Annotated in this window: 20 protein-coding genes; 8 read left to right on the plus strand and 12 right to left on the minus strand. The window is 66.8% G+C overall.

Translation table 11 applies throughout. The features are described from left to right. Window positions 1-35: 35 nt before the first annotated feature. The gene (locus tag ACWEFV_RS13485; RefSeq protein WP_210115527.1) at window positions 36-896 is read right to left on the minus strand and encodes a MerR family transcriptional regulator; all 861 of its coding nucleotides are present in this window, start codon (window positions 894-896) and stop codon (window positions 36-38) included. A gap of 45 nt (window positions 897-941) precedes the next feature. Here ACWEFV_RS13485 and ACWEFV_RS13490 point away from each other — a divergent pair, with 45 nt between their 5' ends. Next, window positions 942-1,577 carry a maleylpyruvate isomerase family mycothiol-dependent enzyme gene (locus ACWEFV_RS13490; protein ID WP_135455361.1) on the plus strand — a complete coding sequence of 212 codons (636 nt, stop codon included), beginning with the start codon at window positions 942-944 and terminating at the stop codon, window positions 1,575-1,577. Window positions 1,578-1,579: 2 nt separating this feature from the next. Here the strand turns inward: ACWEFV_RS13490 and pheT are convergent, their stop codons facing one another. Together pheT and pheS are read right to left on the minus strand one after the other, a co-directional pair. Continuing rightward, window positions 1,580-4,072, minus strand: a complete 2,493-nt coding sequence (gene pheT / locus ACWEFV_RS13495; protein WP_135455363.1) for a phenylalanine--tRNA ligase subunit beta — start codon at window positions 4,070-4,072, stop codon at window positions 1,580-1,582. After that, entirely contained in the window at window positions 4,072-5,115 is a 1,044-nt protein-coding gene (gene pheS, locus ACWEFV_RS13500; protein ID WP_135455365.1) for a phenylalanine--tRNA ligase subunit alpha, read from the minus strand. The genes pheT and pheS overlap by 1 nt, the downstream gene beginning before the upstream one ends. 543 nt (window positions 5,116-5,658) lie before the next feature. Between pheS and ACWEFV_RS13505 the strand changes: the two genes are divergently transcribed. From ACWEFV_RS13505 to ACWEFV_RS13515, 3 genes are read left to right on the plus strand one after another with little or no spacing between them, the layout of a single operon-like run. Further along, window positions 5,659-6,636, plus strand: coding sequence for a hypothetical protein (locus ACWEFV_RS13505; RefSeq protein WP_450070523.1), 978 nt, complete (start codon window positions 5,659-5,661; stop codon window positions 6,634-6,636). After that, window positions 6,633-9,152, plus strand: a complete 2,520-nt coding sequence (locus ACWEFV_RS13510; RefSeq protein WP_450070524.1) for a hypothetical protein — start codon at window positions 6,633-6,635, stop codon at window positions 9,150-9,152. Before ACWEFV_RS13505 ends, ACWEFV_RS13510 begins: the two co-directional genes overlap by 4 nt. 2 nt (window positions 9,153-9,154) lie before the next feature. After that, window positions 9,155-9,964 carry a hypothetical protein gene (locus ACWEFV_RS13515; protein ID WP_450070525.1) on the plus strand — a complete coding sequence of 270 codons (810 nt, stop codon included), beginning with the start codon at window positions 9,155-9,157 and terminating at the stop codon, window positions 9,962-9,964. 60 nt (window positions 9,965-10,024) lie between these two features. On the opposite strand, the gene ACWEFV_RS13520 is transcribed toward ACWEFV_RS13515, so the two are convergent. Next, complete coding sequence (locus tag ACWEFV_RS13520; RefSeq protein WP_450070526.1) at window positions 10,025-10,942, minus strand: adenylate/guanylate cyclase domain-containing protein; 918 nt, start codon at window positions 10,940-10,942, stop codon at window positions 10,025-10,027. Between the two features lie 228 nt (window positions 10,943-11,170). On the opposite strand from ACWEFV_RS13520, the gene ACWEFV_RS13525 reads away from it, so the two are divergent. Next, window positions 11,171-12,193, plus strand: coding sequence for an oxygenase MpaB family protein (locus tag ACWEFV_RS13525; RefSeq protein ID WP_450070527.1), 1,023 nt, complete (start codon window positions 11,171-11,173; stop codon window positions 12,191-12,193). A 26-nt stretch (window positions 12,194-12,219) separates the two neighbouring features. Next, window positions 12,220-13,455 carry an acyl-CoA dehydrogenase family protein gene (locus tag ACWEFV_RS13530; RefSeq protein WP_450070528.1) on the plus strand — a complete coding sequence of 412 codons (1,236 nt, stop codon included), beginning with the start codon at window positions 12,220-12,222 and terminating at the stop codon, window positions 13,453-13,455. A 9-nt stretch (window positions 13,456-13,464) separates the two neighbouring features. Here ACWEFV_RS13530 and ACWEFV_RS13535 read toward each other — a convergent pair whose 3' ends face one another. From ACWEFV_RS13535 to ACWEFV_RS13545, 3 genes are read right to left on the minus strand one after another with little or no spacing between them, the layout of a single operon-like run. Beyond that, on the minus strand, window positions 13,465-13,869 hold the full coding sequence (locus ACWEFV_RS13535; RefSeq protein WP_450070529.1) for a RidA family protein: 405 nt from the start codon (window positions 13,867-13,869) through the stop codon (window positions 13,465-13,467). Window positions 13,870-13,917: 48 nt separating this feature from the next. Next, entirely contained in the window at window positions 13,918-14,664 is a 747-nt protein-coding gene (locus ACWEFV_RS13540) for an IclR family transcriptional regulator (protein WP_450070530.1), read from the minus strand. After that, window positions 14,661-15,695 (minus strand): sugar kinase, encoded by a 1,035-nt coding sequence (locus tag ACWEFV_RS13545; protein ID WP_450070531.1) that lies wholly within the window; start codon window positions 15,693-15,695, stop codon window positions 14,661-14,663. The genes ACWEFV_RS13540 and ACWEFV_RS13545 overlap by 4 nt, the downstream gene beginning before the upstream one ends. Before the next feature lie 160 nt (window positions 15,696-15,855). Here ACWEFV_RS13545 and ACWEFV_RS13550 point away from each other — a divergent pair, with 160 nt between their 5' ends. Next, window positions 15,856-17,163 (plus strand): amino acid deaminase, encoded by a 1,308-nt coding sequence (locus ACWEFV_RS13550; RefSeq protein ID WP_450070783.1) that lies wholly within the window; start codon window positions 15,856-15,858, stop codon window positions 17,161-17,163. A gap of 45 nt (window positions 17,164-17,208) precedes the next feature. Here the strand turns inward: ACWEFV_RS13550 and ACWEFV_RS13555 are convergent, their stop codons facing one another. From ACWEFV_RS13555 to infC, 5 genes are all read right to left on the minus strand, one after another. Further along, the gene (locus ACWEFV_RS13555) at window positions 17,209-17,649 is read right to left on the minus strand and encodes a hemerythrin domain-containing protein (protein ID WP_450070532.1); all 441 of its coding nucleotides are present in this window, start codon (window positions 17,647-17,649) and stop codon (window positions 17,209-17,211) included. A 164-nt stretch (window positions 17,650-17,813) separates the two neighbouring features. Continuing rightward, window positions 17,814-18,572, minus strand: a complete 759-nt coding sequence (locus ACWEFV_RS13560; RefSeq protein ID WP_450070533.1) for a TrmH family RNA methyltransferase — start codon at window positions 18,570-18,572, stop codon at window positions 17,814-17,816. 23 nt (window positions 18,573-18,595) lie between these two features. Further along, window positions 18,596-18,985, minus strand: coding sequence for a 50S ribosomal protein L20 (gene rplT, locus ACWEFV_RS13565; protein WP_135455381.1), 390 nt, complete (start codon window positions 18,983-18,985; stop codon window positions 18,596-18,598). A 40-nt stretch (window positions 18,986-19,025) separates the two neighbouring features. Further along, the gene (gene rpmI, locus ACWEFV_RS13570) at window positions 19,026-19,220 is read right to left on the minus strand and encodes a 50S ribosomal protein L35 (protein WP_135455383.1); all 195 of its coding nucleotides are present in this window, start codon (window positions 19,218-19,220) and stop codon (window positions 19,026-19,028) included. Between the two features lie 23 nt (window positions 19,221-19,243). Then, window positions 19,244-19,855 (minus strand): translation initiation factor IF-3, encoded by a 612-nt coding sequence (gene infC, locus ACWEFV_RS13575; protein ID WP_167858141.1) that lies wholly within the window; start codon window positions 19,853-19,855, stop codon window positions 19,244-19,246. Between the two features lie 263 nt (window positions 19,856-20,118). Between infC and ACWEFV_RS13580 the strand changes: the two genes are divergently transcribed. Beyond that, the gene (locus tag ACWEFV_RS13580; RefSeq protein WP_450070534.1) at window positions 20,119-20,505 is read left to right on the plus strand and encodes a DUF1844 domain-containing protein; all 387 of its coding nucleotides are present in this window, start codon (window positions 20,119-20,121) and stop codon (window positions 20,503-20,505) included. Window positions 20,506-20,547: the final 42 nt, after the last annotated feature.

The raw sequence follows: 20,547 nt of genomic DNA on the forward strand, positions 1-20,547 counted from the left end.
ATTGTTATGCATGCAGATGCAAACTCATTAATTGGCTATGCGGCGCCGAGGCGGAGCCCGTCGTAAAGCCAGCGCTGGATGGAACCCACCGTAGTCGTCTCACCTGCGATCTCACTGAAAAGATCCCAGTACCGACGGACATCGGGATCGGTGTCGGCGCCCGCGTTTGCGATGAGCGCACGCCGAAACGGGGGCGTGTCAGCATCCTGGCGGGCCCGGGCATGGGCGTCGACGAATCTGTCGACAGCCGGCCCACCCGACGGCGGCCGTCCGGAGTGCACGAGCAGTAAGGCCATGTCACAAGCCTCCGCGACGCCGATCACGAGCCCCCGACGATCGCTGATGCGACCCGGTTCGAACCGCCACAGTTGCCTGGCCATCACCGCGCCGAATGCCGGTTGCCGGGCGAGGGCCACAAGTTCTGCGTACGCGACAACACGCGCCGGGCTTGCCTCCCCCGGTGGTCGCGGCACGGTCATCTCCACGAACCCGTCGAATACGTCCGCCGACGTCGCCCCTGCGAACAATCGCCGCCAGAACTCGACGAGAACGTCGTGTCCACGACGTCCCCCCTGCGCAGTGGACAACGCCTCCAACGAGGCCCGACGCCTCGCCAGGCCGGCCAACTCCGCGTCGACGGCTCGTCGCTCGACCGCCACGGCGTCACCGATCGATACCCGGCGGGCCAGGATGTCGCCGATGGCGTTCAGGCCGAGACCAGCCGCCCGCAACCGTCTGACCAGGGTGAGCGACTCGACCGCCGAGGCCTCGAAAACGCGGTGGCCACCGGAACTCCGACGTGCGTCCAGCAGGCCTTCATCGCAGTAGTAACGGATCGTCCGCACCGATACGCCGGTGAGCCGCGACAACTCACCGATGCTTGTGCCGTGCGTCACAGTGCCTTGAACCTCCACCCGACTGGAGTTCCTAGCGTAAGCCGCATGCACACCGAGGACATCTGGCGCGCCGTCGACGCAGAACGACGCAGCCTGCTGCAACTACTCGAACAGCTCAGCGCATCGCAATGGCGCCACGCCAGCCTGTGCGACAGATGGCAGGTCCGAGACGTGGTGGCCCACGTGACGCTGTCGACCCAGGCCAATGTCGGTCGAATTCTGGTCAACCTGTTGCGCGCTCGCGGCAGCCTCGACCGCATGGTGTGCACTACCGCGATTCGCCATGCCACGAAGAGCGACGACCGTCAGCTGCTCAACGAGATGCGCAACACGATCGGGTCGCGCTTCACCGCCGTCGGCACCACAGCAACCGATCGGCTGATGGACCTTCTCGTGCACGGCCAGGACATCGCGGTACCACTGAACCTTCACCACGAAATGCCCACTGAGGCAGCACAGCTGGCACTGGAACGGGTTTGGAATCCGCGGTTCCCGTTCCGGGCCACCACGAGGCTGGCTCCGTACCGGTTATGCGCGGTCGACACCGGCTGGGCTGCTGGGGCCGGGCCGCTCATCGAGGGGCCCGTCTCGGCGCTGCTCCTGCTCGCGACCGGACGTGAATCGGCTGCGCTTCCGCACCTGCGCGGTGACGGCGTCGAGTTGTTGCGCCGAGCAGAATGAAATCAGCCGCGCAGGACGGCGCCGACCCGCTCGCCGGCGACCGCGACGGCGGCGTCGCGGGCGGCGCTGGCCTCGTCCTCGGTCAGGGTCCGGTCGGCAGCCCGGAACCGCAGCGCCAGGGTCAGGGACTTGCGGCCCTCCCCGATCTGCGGGCCGGTGTAGACGTCGAACAGCCGGACGTCCTCGAGCAGCTCGCCGGCCCCGTCACGGACGGCGTCGACGACGGCGGCCGCGGCCACCTCGTCACCGACCACCACGCTGATGTCCTGGAACACCGCGGGGAACGGTGACACGGACGGCGCGGGCAGCACCTCGACGATCGGCACGGCATCGAGGTCGAGTTCGACGGCGCACGAGCCCTTTGGCAGGCCCGCCCGCTCGACGACCGCCGGATGCAGCTGGCCGGCGTAACCCACCACCGTGTCGCCGACGACCACCTCGGCACAGCGGCCCGGATGCCACGGCAGCTCCTGGGCGGCGCGCAGGGTGAATTCCACCCCGGCCGCCCGGCCGATCACCCGTACCGCCTCGAAAGCGTCGGAGGCCTCCACCGGACGTCCCTGGCCCCACGGTCCGGCAGGCTCCCGCAGCCCGGCGAGCACCGCAGCGACATGCTGCGGCTGATGCGGCAAGGAGGCGTCCAGCCCGGCGATCTCCTCGTCGGTGGGCCTGCGGTCGTTCGGGATGCGTTCGACGGACCGGGTCTCGGCCGTGGGATGCACCACCTGCTGGATCGCGAACAGCGCGACATCGGCTGCGCCACGGGATACGTTGCGGCCCAGCGCTTCCAGCAATCCGGGCAGCAGCGTGGTGGCCAGCTGCGGCCGGTCGGCCTCCAGCGGGTTGAGCACCTTGGTGGTGTTGCGTCGAGGGTCGTCGGTGGCCAGGCCCCACGTGTCGAACACGCCGGTAGGCAGGAACGGTGTGGGCAGGACCTCGACGAATCCGGCCAGCGCCAGTGACTTTCCGATGGCCCGGCGCCGCTTCTGCACCGCGGTCAGGCCACGCCCGGCCGGTGCTGTCGGCAGCACCGACGGGATGGACTCCAGGCCCTCCAGCCGCAGCACTTCCTCGACGAGGTCGGCACGCTGACGCATGTCGGGTCGCCAGCTCGGCGGGGTCACGGTGAGCGGATCGGTCCCGGTTACAACAGCGCCGATCTGCGTGAGCCGCCGTGCCGTGGTGCCCGCGGCATATTCGACGCCCGCGGTGCGGTCCGGCAGGTCGGCCGGGATCTCGATGGCCGGCTGAGACCAGTCGGTGCGCCCGTCCGCGCGCCAGTCGGTGAGCGTCGGCGCGACGGTACCGCCGGCGATCTCGGCCAGCAGGGTCGCGCAACGATCCAGTGCGGCAACCGAAATGGCCGGGTCAACCGACCTCTCGTAACGGCGGCCGGCCTCACTGGCCAGATGCAGGCGGCGCTGCGTGCGTGACACCGCGGCCGGATCCCACACTGCGGCTTCCAGCAGCACATCAGTGGTGGTATCACGTACCTCAGTGGTGCCCGCGCCCATTACGCCGCCGATCGCGGCGGTCGCGACGTCGTCGACGATCAACACGTCGGCCGAGTTCAAGGTGCGCTCGACATCGTCGAGGGTGACGACCTTTTCGCCGTCACGGGCGAAGCGCACCGCGAAACCGCCGGTGATCAGGCTGCTGTCGTGGGCGTGCATCGGGTGGCCGATTTCGAGCATGACGTAGTTGGTCACGTCGACGGCCGGCGAGATGGCACGGATGCCGCTGAGCATCAGCCGTCGCTGCATCCACCACGGCGTCACTGCCGCCGGATCGATGCCGGTGACCGGGCGCAGCCCGAAACGCTGCACGCCCGTTCCGGGCTCGACGGTCAGCGGCCAGGCCTCACCCTCGGCGGGCAACGGCGGTACGTCGGCCAGATCGACGAAGTCCAGATCATCGGCGCACGCGATCTCGCGAGCCAGACCTCGCACCGACAGGCAGTAACCGCGATCCGGCGTGATGGCCAGGTGGAACACCACGTCGTCCAGACCAAGGATCTCCGCCGCCGGGGTACCCGGATCGGCGGTGCCCTCGGGCAGCACCAGGATGCCTGACTGGTCGACGCCCAGGTTCATCTCTGATGCCGAGCAGATCATGCCGTCGGAAACCCGGCCGTAGGTCTTGCGGGTGGCGATGGTGAAGTCGCCGGGCAATACGGTTCCCGGAAGCGCCACCACCACCAGGTCGCCGACCGCGAAATTCGTCGCCCCGCAGACGATGTCGCGATGCTCGCCGTCCACATTCTGGATACCGACATCAACCTTGCAGGCCCGGATCGGTTTCTTGAACTCCGTGAGTTCCTCGATCTCGGCAACCCGGCCGACGGTCAGCGGTCCGCTCACCGGGCCGATCGGGATGATCTCCTCGACCTCGTGTCCGATCCGGATGAACGTCTGCTCGAGTTCCTCGACCGACGCATCCCAATCCGGCGCGCCGGCACGAACGGCCTCACGCAGCCAGCTGAAAGGAATCCGCATCAGGCACCGACCCCGAACGGCAGCGAGAACCGGACATCGCCCTCGACCATGTCGCGCATGTCAGGAATTCCGTTGCGGAACTGCAGGGTTCGCTCCAATCCCATGCCGAAGGCAAATCCGGAGTAGACGTCGGGGTCGATACCGCAGGCGCGCAACACATTCGGGTTGACCATGCCGCAGCCGCCCCATTCGACCCAGCCGGGGCCGCCCTTCTTGCCCGGGAACCAGATGTCGACCTCGGCGGACGGCTCGGTGAACGGGAAGAAGTGCGGACGGAACCGGGTGCGTCCCTCCGGCCCGAACTGGGACCGCGCGAACGCGTCCAGCGTGCCGCGCAGATTCGCCATGGTCAGGCCCTTGTCCACCGCCAGCCCCTCCACCTGGTGGAACACCGGCGTGTGGGTTGAATCGAGTTCGTCGGTGCGGAAGGTCCGCCCGATCGAAACGACATAGACGGGCAGGTCGCGTTCCAGCAGCGCCCGGATCTGCACCGGCGAGGTGTGGGTACGCAACACCTGACGTGAGCCGTCCGGGGCGATCTGGAACGTGTCCTGCTCGCTGCGGGCCGGGTGATCGGGCGGGAAGTTCAGGGCGTCGAAGTTGAACTGCTCGGTCTCGACCTCGGGCCCCTCGGCCAGCTCCCAGCCCATCGCGACGAAGGTGTCGGCGACGTTCTCGGCCAGGATCGTGATCGGGTGCCGGGCGCCCACCGGCTGGCGCGTCGAGGGCAACGTCACATCGATGCGCTCGGCGACCAGCACCGCGGCGTCGCGCTCGGCGCGCAACGCGTCCAGCCGCTCGTCGTACGCACGCTGGGCCTCGCCGCGGGCAATGTTGACCCGTTTGCCGGCGTCGGCGCGGTCAGCCTTCGGCAGGGTCGCCAACGCCTGGCGTGCCAGGGCGATCGGGGCACGATCGCCGAGGTGCTCGGTCTTGGCGCGCGCGAGCGCGTCAAGGTCACCGGCCAGCTCAAAGGCATGCCGGGCCGCGCTGACGGCTTTGGTCAGGGCTTCTTCTGAGAGATCACTGGGCTGCTCAGCCACCCGGCGATCATAGGCGATGGCCTGATCAGGCTTCGAATCCGTTTCCACCGGCTCAGACTGAACCTGCGACAACGAACTCAGCCGAGATCGGAGACGATGACGACGTGGATCGTCAGAAGTTGGCTGATGGATGAGTGGGATGACGGGATCTCGCCCGCGGTAGCGGGATCGGACTCACCCTGACCCACCTCACCGCCGGACACTAGGACTGGGACAACCAACCCGGCTTCGCCTACTTGGTGCAGAGCAATGACGACAGGGATGTGACGAGCCCGTTCCGGCTCTTCCGCCTCGGCATCACCAAAGGCCAACCCAAAGCCCGCGGCTACTACGACCGCTGGGCAGCCAAATCAAATTAGCGCGCGAGGCGCCCGATGAATGCCGTTACGCTTGTGAACGGATCAATCTCGCCGCCTCAGGACTGTTTGCCGACGTAGCCTTTTCGCATATTCAGCTGCCCGGGTCAACCGCTGTACGGTGCGCAGTCTTCACCGGCGGAAAGTTCGTGCCTCGGACACAACAATTGCTACAGAAGGTTGCCAGGTGGATCGTCAGAAGTTGGCTGATGAATGGGATGACGGGATCTCGCCCGCGGTAGCGGGACTGGCCGGGCTGGCCGAACCCTACGGGGTCGCCCTGGACTACTCGGCCCAATCACTGCGCGCACTCGAACACGTCATCACCACCCTGTTCCACGAACCCGACGACGTCTTCACCGACGACGACCGCCCCGTCATCCGCGCACTGATCGCCTACATCGGACTCACCCTGACCCACCTCACCGCCGGACACTGGGACTGGGACAACCAACCCGGCTTCGCCGAACACGCACAACCCACCCTCACCGACACCGCGCTACGCGGCCGCATCACCGCCACCTACTGGGGCTGGGACGACAACCCCGCCGGCACCCCGGCCGGTATCCCCATCGCCGTACCCGGCGACGGACTCGGACTCAACCCCGTCTCACCCCTGCACCTTCTCGTCGCCACCGTCATCGACCGACCCACCAACGCAGGACCACTCGTGCAGACCTTCACCGCCTGGAGCGAAAAGGTCACCACCCCACCCCCACCCGGCGTCGTCGGCATCGACCTACTGCCCAGCCCACCGCCCTCACCCGTCCTCGACGACTGGCTGGCCGCCCGCCAACGCGACTTCCCACAATGGGCCAACCGCTACCCCGGAAACTGGGACTTCACCCCCGAATCCATCGACCGACTCACCGACCTCATCCACCACCACACCCCCACCGTCGAGGCCATCAACGACCCCGCCAACACCGACCTACTCGCAGGCGCCTGCTGGTACCTCGGCGAAATGCTGCGCCGCAACCGACCCTCACGCTGGGTCTACGTCGACTACCTCACCGATCCCGGCGACCCCGCGCTCGTCGAGTACAAGGTGCAGAGCAATGACGACAGGGATGTGACGAGCCCGTTCCGGCTCTTCCGCCTCGGCATCACCAAAGGCCAACCCAAAGCCCGCGGCTACTACGACCGCTGGGCAGGAAAGCCATGACCAGTCACCGGCTCGTCACTTACGCCATGGTGTTCGCGCTGGTCATCGCCACCTCGACGTGGCTGGGGGGTCCGACAGCCCGCGCCGATTACGGGGCCTACGGCGAGTGCACCACTGGGTTCGCCCTGCCGGGATTCGATGCCACCGAGGTCGCACCTCAAGACAAGACGGTCGAGTACAGGTATCCGGGGCTGGATCCGGGGCTGGAATCGGTCGAGGAACCGTCGAAGGACGAACTGGACGAGCTCAAAGACGAGGGCCTGCCCGGTGGCACCGAGAATCACATGCTCATCGCCTGGCGCAATCACATAATCAAAAGGACCATGGCCGGCGCTAAGCCGATGGCCTTCCAGCGGTGGAAGACGAACTACATCACCGTCATCAAGAACCGGCGAGTCGGACCTGCCTTCGAAGACTTTCTGTGGAACGAACTGTGGAAGCTGGCCGGCAGCGAGTCGGCGGGCTGGATCAAGGGCTCCAAGATCGACCCCGGGATCCTCCCGAACGGACCGGTGTTCGATATCACCAACGTGACCAACAAGGTTCCGCCACGGCTGTGGACCATCGTCGAAGCCAAGTCCGGGGACTCGCTTGCGTCGCACGCAAGAAAACAGTTCATCGACCACGTCAAGATGGCCGGCCAAACCGGGTCCTCGTTGGTGATGATGTTCGGCAGGCTGCCCAGCCCCGCCACACAGCGCTGGATCAAGCGCACCCTGGATCAGCTGAGGAATGACGGCACAACCATGCCGACGGCGGTCTGCGTCAAGTACTGGCCGACGAAGGCCGTACCCGAAGAACCAGGCGGTCCAGGTGGCCCGGGTGGCGCGGCTTCGCTGCCGCTCCCGCTGGGAGACGCACCAGACAGCCCCGAAGATCAGGCGGTCAGAGACGAGATCGAGGTCGCACTCGATCAAACCGCCAATCCGACGCAACAGCCAGCGCAACCGGCGCCCGTGCAGCAGCCGAAACCGGCGCCCATCGAGGTTCAGGCCGGCCAGGCACCGGCACCGGCACCGGCACCGGCACCACAACACCAACCGGCACAACCGCCGGCGCCACAGCAACGGCCGGTGCCCGCGCCTGCGGTTCCAGCTGTCCCGGCCCCGCAAGCGCCTGCTGCAGCGCCACCGCCGATCGTCATTCCGGCGCCGGCCCCCGTACCGGTGCCGATACCGGCAGCGCCGATTCCTGTGCCGATACCGGCGGCGCCGATTCCGATACCAGTACCGGTACCGGTGGCGCCTGCTCCTGCGGCACCGGCCCCCGCTCCTGCGGCACCAGCACCCCAGCAGGCTCCTCTGGCACCTGCCGCGCCCGCAATCGACTACGGCGGTATCGATTTCTCGACGCTCGAGTTGCGCTATGTCACCGACACCGTCGCAGGCAAACCGGCAATGCAGTACGCGTTCCGTGCCAGCACCACGTCTGATGATGCGCCGTCCTACGGCGGGCAGCGCAACGCCCAGATGGCCATGGACGCCTTCTACGTCTGGATGGCGCTGTCCCCCGACAAATTCTGGGTCAACCTGAATCCCACCGAGCCGGACCGTGTCATCGACGGGGAGTTCGGCAAGACCCAAGCGGGTCAGGTGCTGCTTGAGGCAGACCTCGAAATGAAGGAGGTGTCGGGCCGGCTACAGCGAGACGACACCCCGCTCGGCAAACGATTCGAAGACACACTGCGCGGCACGGACAAATGCTTCCTGGGCCGCCGGCAATGGATAGAGCCCACGCCGGCTACGGTTCGGGAGGACGGCGACCAGCTGTACATCATCGACGCACCACTGACGGTCAAGGTCGGGCTCGAAGACAGCGATATCAGCCCGAACGAATCATGCGACGGCCAGGATCCGGCGATCACCGCACAAAACGGCAAGGTGTACCAGGACATGATCATGCCCGCGGTGATCGAGGCGATCAATCATGATCCCAAGTTCGCCGATCTGCGCCGGGTGTACGCCAGCCGGATCGCTGCCGAGTGGTATCGGAAGCGCAACGCGGACAAGCCAACTCAGTATGCGGATGTCATCGATTCAGGCGACGTCGCCGCGTGGACCGTGCCGTGGAACTCGCGTGAGGTCTTCGACCGCTACGTCTATTCGTACACCCACGCCAAGCCGACCTTCAGCTGGAAGACCAAGGACGCTGACGGAACGTGGACTCGAGGCCGTTCCTGGGGAGGCGTCGACTTCAGCAAGATCGAACTGAAGGACGTCGGCGAACAGGAGTTCACGTCGAAGTACCAGTCCATCGCCACCACTGCGGGTCCGTCGATCGTCGGTCCGATCGAGCAGCAGTCCAGTGACGATATCTGGGTCGGCGGCATCACCACTTCTGTTCCGCTGAGCCAGATTTGGCCGCAGCAACCGACGTCCTGGACGCCGTACGAAATCCCGAACCCCGCGACCTCGAAGCCGTTCTTCTATCTGCTGGTGACCCTGCCCGTGGCCGCCTGGCTCGTAACCGGCGGCGTGCTGTGGTGGCGTCGCCGCAAAGCCGGAAACGGAGGCTGACCGTGTCACTGGATCCCTTTGGTAACTACGATCCGTTCGCCGACCCCGCGCCACGGCAGTACACCGCGCCACCGCAGTACACCGCTCCACCGCAGCCGGCTCCGCCACCAACCGCGCCGGGCTGGACTGGGGTGCTACACCGCGCAACGCCGGAGCGCCCAACGCCGCTCGCGCACACCGGGTCGTCCACGGTGCCTCCGTGGAAGGCAGGCGGCCCGCCGTGGACGGTTTTCCTGGCCGGTTACCTGGTGGGTGGGATCGCCGCACTGCTCGTGGTCGGCGCCATCGGCACGTTGCTGGCGCTACCGGAGCTCGAATTCATGTACGGCGGCACCACATTTCCCGGTGTGGCATTGGCGGCGGTCTCGGTTGGCGTCGCTGGGGCACTGGTATGGCTGGCCGTTCAGTACGCCCGCCGACGTGGAACCGCGCGTACGCCGATGCTCATCGGCATCGCGGTCACCGCAGCCGTCGCCGTCGTAACCATCGTGCTGGCGCCGGGCGGCCAGGTCTCATGGTTCCGGACGCTGACGCTGATCCTCAGCGCCGCAGTACTTCTCCTCGCGATCGCGATCGTGGTGCTGGTCCTCCAGCCGAAGTCCAAGTCCTATTTCGTCACGCCCTCAACCGCAGACCAGCTGGCGATGCTCGGATTGACACCTGCCGCGCCTGCGCCGAGCAGCGCGCTGCCCGCGGAACCCGCCACCGTCACCACCAGGCCGGTCGCTCCGCCACCCACGTACGCGCCACCCCCACGACAGGCGCCCCCACCCCCGCCGGCGCTCCAACCGGACTACGACCCTTTCCAATAGAACCGAGCCGCGCTGCGGTGAGTGCGCCCAGCACCGACGCTCCCCCTGAGCACCGCACCCCTATGCGCCCGGCACCCCGTCACCCTCATGTTCGCCGGCCGGCAGCCGCCTGGGAATTTTCACCCGGTACATCATCAGATCGTCGGGAACACCCTCCGGCTTCGCCGAAAATATCTGCCGCCGTTCACGTTTGACGGTCACACCCAGGGTGGTGAGCTCGCCTTCCGAGATGCCCTCCAACGTGGTGTGCGAGATCATCAAGCCGCCCCTGGCAGCACGTTCCATCACCCGGGCGGTGATGTTGACGTCGACGCCGAGCCAATCCGACCCGATGCGCTGCGGCCGGCCGGTGTGGATGCCGATCCGCATGCGCGGCGCGTAGCCGTCCATGTCGATGCTCTTCACTCCGTCGAGCGCGACGAGCATCGCCCCCAGGGCGGTTTCCGGGTCGGAGAACACCGCCATCATGCCGTCGCCCATGCGTTTGACGATGTGACCGCCCGCTTCCAGCACCGGCGGCTCGATCACCTGCGCCACCCGGCGCAGCAGTCGCAACGTGGCATCATCGCCGGAGCGCAACGACCACGATGAGAACCCGACGAGATCGGTGAACACCAGTGTCACCTCGGGATTGGCCGGGGTTCCCGAGACACGTTCGGTCAGCGCCTGCCACACCTGCAATGCGCCCAGGCTCACCTCACGCGAGGCGGCGTCACGGTCCAGCAGTCGGTCAGCCACCCGCGCCGCGGCCCGGGGACCGCCCTCGCCCGACGCCGAGAGCCGGTCACCGAAATCCGGATCTCCGGGCAACGCCCGACGCCACCGCCGGACCAGGTCGACGACGGCTGGGCTGCGGTTGGCGCTCTGCAGCCAACCCAGCGGACCCGGCAACCCGGGTGTCCGCACCGGGCGCTGTTGCGGCGCCTGCTCGACATCCCCGACTCGGCCGGACGGGTCATCGAGAGGCTCGCCATCCACAGCGCCAGAGTAAGTGGCGCGCGGACCGGGCGGCAATCATGCTGCGAGCCGGTATGCCCACACTCTCCCGGTGCCGGCAAACCCGGCTGGTCACAGCGCTGTGGCGCGACGGTAGCCGCCGAATAACAGTGCGCGGCGACGCGCCGCGGCGGCGTAGACAACGCGCGTTGTCACTACTATCGTTGGCCTCAGCTGTGATTCACGTCATGACGAGTCAACGAGGACCCAATGACCACACGAGCCACCACCGGCACCGAGCACAATCCACTCGGCCCGGATTCGCTGACCTGGAAGTACTTCGGCGACCTGCGCACCGGGATGCTGGGCGTCTGGATCGGCGCGATCCAGAACATGTATCCGGAACTCGGCGCCGGCGTCGAGGAGCACTCGATCCTGCTGCGCGAGCCGCTACAGCGGGTGGCCCGGTCGGTGTACCCGATCATGGGCGTGGTCTATGACGGCGACCGCGCGGCGGACACCGGCGCGCAGATCAAGGGTTTCCACACCACCATCAAAGGTGTCGACAGCCAGGGGCGGCGCTACCACGCGCTGAACCCGGAGACGTTCTACTGGGCACACGCCACGTTCTTCATGTTGATCATCAAGACCGCGGAGTATTTCTGCGGCGGCCTGACCGAAGCCGAGAAGCAACAGCTGTTCGATGAACATGTGCAGTGGTACCGCATGTACGGCATGAGCATGCGGCCGGTCCCCAACAGCTGGGAGGACTTTCAGGAGTACTGGGACGCCAAGTGCCGCGACGAGCTCGAGATCAACCGGGCCACCCTTGACATCTTCACCATCCGGATCCCCAAGCCCTGGTTCGTGCTGATGCCGACACCGGTCTGGGACCAACTGTTCAAACCCCTTGTCGGAGCACAGCGCTGGATCGCGGCCGGCCTGTTCGACCCGGCGGTGCGGGAAAAGGCCGGAATGCGGTGGACGCCCGGCGACGAGGTATTGCTGCGGATCTTCGGCAAGGCGGTCGAATTGGCGTTCGTCGCGGTGCCCGACGAGATCAGGCTGCACCCGCGCGCCCTGTCGGCGTACCGCCGCGCGGCCGGGAAGCTGGCCGCCGACGGTCCCCTGGTGGAAGCACCGGGCTTCATGGCCCCGCCACGCGACCGCTGGGGTCTACCGATGCACTACGTGCCGCGCAGCAAGACCCTGCTGGACCGGGCCGGAGCCCTGGTGCACACAACGTTCTCGCTGCCGGCGCTGCGGCGGCCCGCCCGCCGCCCCGCGGCCTGACTTTGACACCTGTCTAAGCTGTCGAGATGCTTGATTGGTCTGACGTAGACATCGCCGTGCGCGACGCGGTTCGTGAGTTCGTGAACAAGGAGATCCGCCCGCACCTCGACGAGCTCGAGAGCGGAGACATGGAGCCGTACCCGATCGTGCGAAAGCTGTTCGCCACGTTCGGTATTGACGCCCTCGCCAAGGAGTCGCTGGACAAGCGACTGGAGAAGCTGCGCAGCGGGGACGCCAAGCCCTCGGGTGCCCGCGGCGGAATGTTCGGCGGCAGCGGATCGCCGGGCATGGGATTCGTCCTGATCAGCGAACTGTGCCGGGTGTCGATGGGCCTGGTCACCGGGCTGGGCGTCAGCCTGGGCCTGACCGTGTCGACCATCCAGAGCCGCGGCACCCTGGCCCAGCAGGAACGGTGGCTGCCCGGTCTCGTGACCTACGAGAAGATCGGTGCTTGGGCGATCACCGAACCCGATTCGGGTTCGGATGCCTTCGGCGGCATGAAGTCCTACGTCACCCGTGACGGTGACGACTACATCCTCAACGGCCAGAAGACGTTCATCACCAACGGGCCCGACGCCGACGTCGTGGTGGTCTACGCCAAGCTCGATGAAGGGGATGGCGCGGACAAGCGCAACCGCAAGGTGCTGACCTTCGTCCTCGACCGCGGCATGGAGGGCTTCGAGCAGTCGAAGCCGTTCCGCAAGATGGGCATTCACTCATCGCGCACCGGTGAGCTGTTCTTCAACAACGTCCGGCTGGGACGCGACCGGCTGCTCGGTGAGACCGAAGGGTCCGACGGGCCCGACGAGGGTAGGGCCAGCGCCCGGTCCAACTTCTCGGCCGAACGCATCGGGGTCGCCGCTATGGCGCTCGGCGTGATCGAGGAATGCCTGCGGTTGAGCGTCGACTACGCCAAGACCCGCACCCTGTGGGGCCAGGAAATCAGCCAGTTCCAGCTGATCCAGCTCAAGCTGGCCAACATGGAAGTGGCCCGGATGAACGTGCGCAACATGCTGTTCCGCGTCATCGAATCCGCCGAGAAGGGGGCGACGATCTCCCTCGCCGAGGCCTCCGCGATCAAGTGGTACTGCTCGCAGGCCGCCACCGACGTCGCAATGGATGCCGTGCAGCTGTTCGGCGGCAACGGCTACATGACCGAGTACCGGGTGGAGCAGTTGGCCCGCGATGCCAAGTCGTTGATGATCTATGCCGGCAGCAACGAGGTGCAGATCACCCACGTGGCACGCGGTCTGCTGAGTTAGTCTGCCGAGTTAGCCGACGACGGCCAGCGCGTCGATCTCCACCAGCATGACCTCGTGCGGGAGATCGACGAACACCGTTGTCCGGCACGGAAGCTGGTCGGACTTGACGTTCTCGGCCATGAACTCGCCGTATACCTCGTTCATGGCCGCGAAATCGTTGCGCGTCGTGAGGTAGACCCGGAGCATCAGGACATCGTCGACACCGGCGCCGCCGGCCGCCAGGATCGCCTTGACGTTCTCCAGCGTGCGACGGGTCTGCACCCGCACATCGCCCTCGCCGATGTAGGTGTTGGTCGCGGGGTCCATCGGACCCTGACCGGACACCTGCAGGAACCCGCCCTTACGGATGCCCTGGCTGAAGGTGTGTGCGGGCGCCGGCGCGTCATCGGTGCGGATGACCTGGGAATCGGGCACGGTGGAATCTCCTCTGCTTGCGGTGTTTTCGATGATTTCCCGGTCGAGCTACGACGGCCGATAGCCGCATTCGGCCGAGATGCGTTCGCACATCGCCTGCAACGGTGGCAGAAGTTCGAGGACCTGTCCGAAAGGCAACACGACGTCGGGAACCGATACGGAAACCGCCGCGACGACGCGGCCGTTCGCACCGCGGATCGGAGCGCCCACGCAGTTGATCGACGGCTCGTTCTCTTCGCGGTCCTGGGCCCAGCCCTGAACCCGCACGGCCTCGATTTCGCGCAGGTACTCCTCCGGCGTCGTGATGGTGTTGGCGCTGCGGCGGGTGAAGTCCATCGCGGCGACGATCGGCCGCAGCTCGGCATCTGGCAGGTCGGCGAGGATCACCTTGGCGACGGCGGTGGAATTCAGGTTGGCGGTCAGGCCGATTCGCGAGTACATCCGGATCTGATCGTGTGATTCGAGCTTGTCGATGTACACGATGGCGCCGCCTTCCATCGCGGCGAGGTGGGTGGTGCGGCCGTATTCGCGGTTGAACTCGACGAGATGTCGCGAGGCGATCTGGCGGATCTCCCGCTGATTGGTGCCGTGGGCGGCGAGTTCGAAGATCCGGGAGCCGAGGTGATAGCGATTGTTGTTGTCGCGGAACGTGAACCGCTCGTCGGTCAGTGTGCGCAGCAGCCTCATCACGGTGGTCTTGTGCACATCCGTTGCGGCCGCGAGCTCGTCCAGGCCGGCCGGACCGTTTCCCAGCTGAATCAAGAGTTGTAGTGCCCGCGCGACACTTTGACTCACCGCTTGCTCCCGCACACCGTGAACCCGACCTCACTCACCTTCGTCGCCGCCCACTCTCCGTCTGTGCAGGCGAGCAGGTGCTCGATCGCCGTATCAGGCGGTGGCGGGGCCGAATCCGCCACGACAGTCAGGGTGACGGCGGCTCCGATGTGGCCGCGCCGCAGGCACGATTCCGGATCCTCGCCGCGCACAACACCGCTGAGGAATCCGGCGGCGAAGGCGTCGCCGGCGCCCACCGGCTCGACGACGTCGACGCGCAACGCCTGGGCGACGAAAACATCGCCGGTCCGGTCGACCGCGAAGGCCTGGTCTGCACCGTCCTTGATGACCAGTATCTCCGGACCCGGCAGGATGCGACGCAGCGCCACCGGGTCGTCGGTTCCCGCGACGCGAAGCGCCTCGTCGGCGCCCAGGAGCACCACGTCGGCCAGGTTGGCCAGGGCCACCACCTCGGCCGGATCGCCGTCGGGCCACAGCTGTTCGCGCCAGTTCACATCGAAGCTCAACAGCGCGTTGATGCCGGGCCGGTCGGTGAGCAACCGGCGCATCATGGCCCGGCAGGTATCGGACAGAGCCGGTGTGATGCCGCTGCAGTGCACGACCGACGCGCTCGCGAGTACGGACACGACGGCGGCCGAGTCCAGAAATCCGGGCGCCATCGCGGAGGCCGCCGAGCCGGCCCCGCTGCACTTGCTGACGCTGCACACCTCCCCCGCCTCGTCGAGCGCGGTGAGATTGGCGTAGTACCCGGTGGGCCGGGTCGGGTCGATCTCGACCGCGGAGATGTCGACGCCGCGCGCGGTCAGCTCCGACCTGATCAGGTCCCCGTAGCCGTCGTCGCCGAGGCGACCGACGAAGGAGGCGGGGATGCCCCAGGCGACGAGTCCGGCCGCGACGTTGGCTTCCGCACCGGCCAGGTGCAATCCGGCCTGAGCACCGGCCAGGTGCAATCCGGCTTCCGCACCGGCCAGGACCAGCGGTTCACCGAGGCAGGCGACTCTGCCAACGGGGTCTGTGGGCAATTCGGGCACTGCTGTCCTTCGGAGTCGAGACGATTGACGCGGTGTCACATGCCATGTTAGATAGGTCACACTGAAAAATGCAACATAGATTGCATCGTTCGCAACGCAGCAGCTCACACCGTTGTGGTGCGTGCAACGCACCAGAATCACCATGGAGGACACGATCAGCATGACGACGCGAGGCGAGCCCACGCCGGCCGGTCGGGCGTGGGACACTCTTCGCGCCGAACGCCTGTCGGAATTGGACAAGGCGCTTCCCGTCGAGGCCGACGGCCTCACCACCGCGGAGTTCCTGGCCACCCAGCCCCGCCTCTCCGCCTTCACCACACCGGTGATGACGCTGGACGATTCGGCCATCGAAGACAATGTCGCCGCCATGGCGGCCTGGTGCACAGCACATGGGGTGGAACTGGCGCCGCACGGAAAGACCACCATGTCGCCGGTCCTGTGGGACCGTCAATTGCGCAGCGGCGCATGGGGAATCACCCTTGCCACACCGAGCCAGGTACGCGTCGCGGTGAACTTTGGCGTTCGGCGGATCCTGCTTGCCAATGCCCTGGTCGACCCGGCCGCCCTGCGCTGGCTGGCCCGGGAGATGGCCGCCCGGCCCGATCTCGTGGTGCTCACCTGGGCGGATTCGACAGCCACCGTCGACGCGATGGACGCGGCACTGGCCGACACCCGGGTGGCCCGGCCTATTCCGGTACTCGTCGAACTCGGCGAGCCCGGCGGGCGGACCGGAGCCCGCTCGGTCGACGAGGCCGCAGCGGTGGCCGCACGGATCGCGGCCACCGACTCCCTGCGCCTGGCCGGCGTGTGCGGATACGAGGGGTCACTGGCGCATGACGCTTCCGAGGCGTCGATGGCACGCGTCAGGCACTACCTGGAGGAAATGGCGCGGCTGCACCGGAACATCGACGCCGCGGGCCACTACCCCACCGACGCCGATGTGTACGTAAGCGCCGGCGGCAGCGCCTATTTCGATCTCGTGGCCGATGTTCTGGCCCCGCTCGCCGGTGGCCGCACGCACGTCGTGGTCCGCGCGGGGGCCTACATCATCCACGACGACGGCTTCTACACGGGGATAACGCCTTTCGGCCGCAGCCGTGAAAAGTACCGGCTACGTTCGGCGATGCACACCTGGGCGCGGGTGGTGTCACGCCCAGAACCCGGGCTGGCACTGCTGGACGCCGGAAAGCGAGATGTTCCGTTCGACGAGGGACTCCCCACCCCGCAGCTGGTCGCGTCGCAGCTCGGTGCGCCCGCGCGTCCGCTCACCGATGCGGAGATCGTCGCCGTCAACGACCAGCACGCATTCCTGACCATCCCGCCCGATTCCGACATTCGCGTGGGTGACGTTGTGCGGCTGGGGCTTTCCCACCCGTGCACTGCCTTCGACAAGTGGAGATGGATCCCCGTCGTGGCGCAGCAGGAGACTGATCCGCTCGTCGTCGACATGATCCGCACCTACTTCTGACCCGGGCTTCGCCGATACCGCGTCACGTAGGTTCTCGTCCACGCCCTAGGAAATCATCTCGCGACCCGGGTGCGCCTCGCGCCACCCGGCCATCGCGGCATCCCAGTCCACACCGTCGAGCGCGGTGAGCGCAGCCGGGAACAGTCCGTCCTCTTCTTTCGCGATGTGCGCGTAGAGCTCCTCGATCTCATCGCGCACCCGTTGCTGATCCCCGGGGTCGGACAGGTCGACGACCTCGAGGAAGGCGGCCAGCTCGCGGTGTTCGGCCACCAACGGGTCGATGTGCTCGGCGTAGAGCTCGTCGCGGTGCATCACCGCGAACAGCCCGTTTTCCTCACCCTGCCAATGGGAACGCAATTCCTCGAACATCGCCGTCAGCCGCTGACGGGCCACGTCCAGCTCGCCCCGATCCAGGGCGCGGACCGCTTCGCGGCCGTGATCGACGGCCCGCTCATGCTCGGCGATGTAATCCCGCAGAAGGGGCATGTCCCGGCATCCGCAGTATTGGCACACGGCTCGTCCTCCGGCGATCTCGGCGTATCCATCGACCTTAGACCGACCTTCTGACTCCACGAGTGAAGCGCTGCGGCGGAAAACGGGGCCGAAAATCGCCCCGGCGCTACGCCCGCGACGGACGGGCTGAGCCGAAACTACTCTGAGATCTGGCCGATGCGGTGGGCGCGGGCGCTCTGATACAGGCAGATCGACGCCGCCGAGGCGATGTTGAGACTTTCGGAATTTCCGGGCATCGGAATGTGCACCCGGTGGTCGGCTGCCGAGGCCAATTCGGTTGGCAGGCCGTGGGCTTCGGGACCGAACAGCCAGGCGGTGGGCCCGGCCAGGTCCACATGGTCGAGGCTGGCCTCGCCGTCGATCGTGGTGGCCAACACCTGCAACCCGGCGGCCTGAAGCCGCGCAACGGTTGCCGCCTCATCGGGCTCGTTGATCACCGGCAGCGAGAAGATGCTGCCGGCCGACGCCCGCAGACACTTGCTGTTGTAGGGGTCGACGCTGTTGCCGGCCAGCACCACCGCGTCCGCGCCCATCGCGTCGGCGGTCCGGATCAACGTTCCCGCGTTGCCCGGCTCCGAGATCTGCACGGGTACCGCGATCAACCGGGGCGCGGCAGCCAGAAGATCATCGAGGGAGACTTCCGGCAACCGGCACACCGCCACCAGGCCGACCGGTGTCACGGTGTCCGACAAGGCTTTTGCCGCACGCTCGGTGACCAACTGCACCGGCGCGTCGGCCAGCAGCGCGCCGAAGCGATCCAGCGCGGCCTCGGTCGCGAACACCTCGGAAACAAGTCCGCGCCGCAACGCGGCCTCGACGAGGTTGGGACCCTCGGCAAGGAAGCGTGCGGCGCGGCGGCGCCCGATGTGGCGCTGCAGTTTGACTGCAGCCGCCACCCGGGCAGAACGCTCGGTGAGCGTCAGGCGGCCTCATTCGAGGGCGCATTGACGTCCTCGGGCAGCGCGGCCTTGGCAACCTCGACCAGCGCAGTGAACGCGGCGGCATCGCTGACGGCGATCTCGGCCAGGTTCTTGCGGTCGACCTCGACGCCTGCGGCCTTGAGACCCTGGATCAGGCGGTTGTAGGTGATGTCGTTGGCGCGGGCCGCGGCGTTGATACGCGAGATCCACAGCTTGCGGAACTCACCCTTGCGGGCACGGCGGTCCCGGTAGGCGTAGGTCAGCGAATGCAGCTGCTGTTCCTTGGCCTTGCGGTACAGGCGGGACCGCTGGCCGCGGTAGCCCTTCGAGGCCTTGAGTACGGTACGCCGCTTCTTCTGGGCGTTGAGTGCGCGCTTCACGCGTGCCATGGGATGTTCCTATTCTCGTTCGGTACGGGGAGCGGCAGGTCTAGCCGTTGAGCAACTTGTTGACACGCTGGGTGTCGTTGGCTGCCACCACGGTGCGGCCGTCAAGCCGGCGGGTGCGCTTGGAGGCCTTGTGCTCCAGCAGGTGACGCCGGCCGGCCTTCTGGCGCACGATCTTGCCGGTCCCGGTCTTGCGGAAGCGCTTCGATGCTCCGCTGTGGGTCTTCGCCTTGGGCATGAATCCTCAGTTCTGTCTTGAAACTAGTTCTGCGTAACGTCTGGTTCTTCTGGTGCGGCTGGTGCAGCCTGCTGCCCGCCGCCGGGGCGCTCGGCCTGCTCCGCCGCCTTGGCGCGAGTCTTCGCGCCGCGGTGCGGTGCCAGCACCATCGTCATGTTGCGGCCGTCCTGCTTGGCAGACGTCTCGACGAAGCCGTAATCGGCGACATCGGCGCCCAACCGCTGCAGCAACCGGTACCCGAGTTCGGGGCGGGACTGCTCACGACCGCGGAACATGATGGTCACCTTGACCTTGGACCCGGCTTCGAGGAAGCGGACCACATGGCCCTTCTTCGTCTCGTAGTCGTGATCGTCGATCTTGGGACGCAGCTTCTGTTCCTTGACGACGGTCTGCTGCTGGTTCTTGCGAGACTCGCGCTCCTTGAGTGCCGTCTCGTACTTGAACTTGCCGTAATCCATGATCTTGCAGACCGGGGGTTTAGCGGCTGGTGCAACTTCGACGAGGTCGAGATCGGCATCCGCGGCGACGCGGAGAGCATCTTCGATGCGCACGATCCCTACCTGCTCGCCGTTCGGTCCGATCAGGCGGACTTCAGGTACGCGAATGCGCTCGTTGATGCGGGTCTCAGTGCTGATGGGGCCTCCTATGTTGGGTCTGCTGAGGAGACCCACCCATCTGCATCTCTGCCCGAAGAACAGAAAAGCCCTGCTAAAAGCAGGGCCCAATGCCGACCGATCACGGCTTACGCCGCCTGCACCTCCAGTATCTGGAGCACAGAACCGGCGTCCGAGGACACCGGCGACCGGACCGTTGTACCTTGTGGCCAACGGTGGGAGTGGGACTCCACTTGCTGTCCCTGACATAAGCCGGGACGGTCGCGCATGACAGTCTAGCAGGCATGACCGATCCGACAGAAACGCCCGCCGACGCTACGCCGCAGGACTCAAGCGATCTGGACGGCCCCGCCGTCCGCGAACTTGCCGACATCCCCGCGGTGGAAGTGATCACCCGGGCGGCGGTCATGTTGATGAGCGCCGCGGCCGAGAAGATCGGACTGTCCGCCGAGGATCCCGAGGATAGCCCGCACCGTGATCTTGATGAGGCCCGCAGGCTCATCACCGCGCTGGCCGGCCTCGTGACGGCATCGGCCGAATACCTCGGACCGCACGCGGGCCCCGTGCGCGACGGCCTCAAGAGTCTGCAACTGGCATTCCGTGAAGCCAGCGCCGCGCCCGAGGAACCGGGCAAAGGCCCAGGCGAGAAGTACACCGGTCCGGTCTGGTAATCGCCTGGAAGGTGTCTGTGCGCGCGATGGACCCAATTGACG

The organism is Mycobacterium sp. NPDC004974, assembly GCF_053600815.1.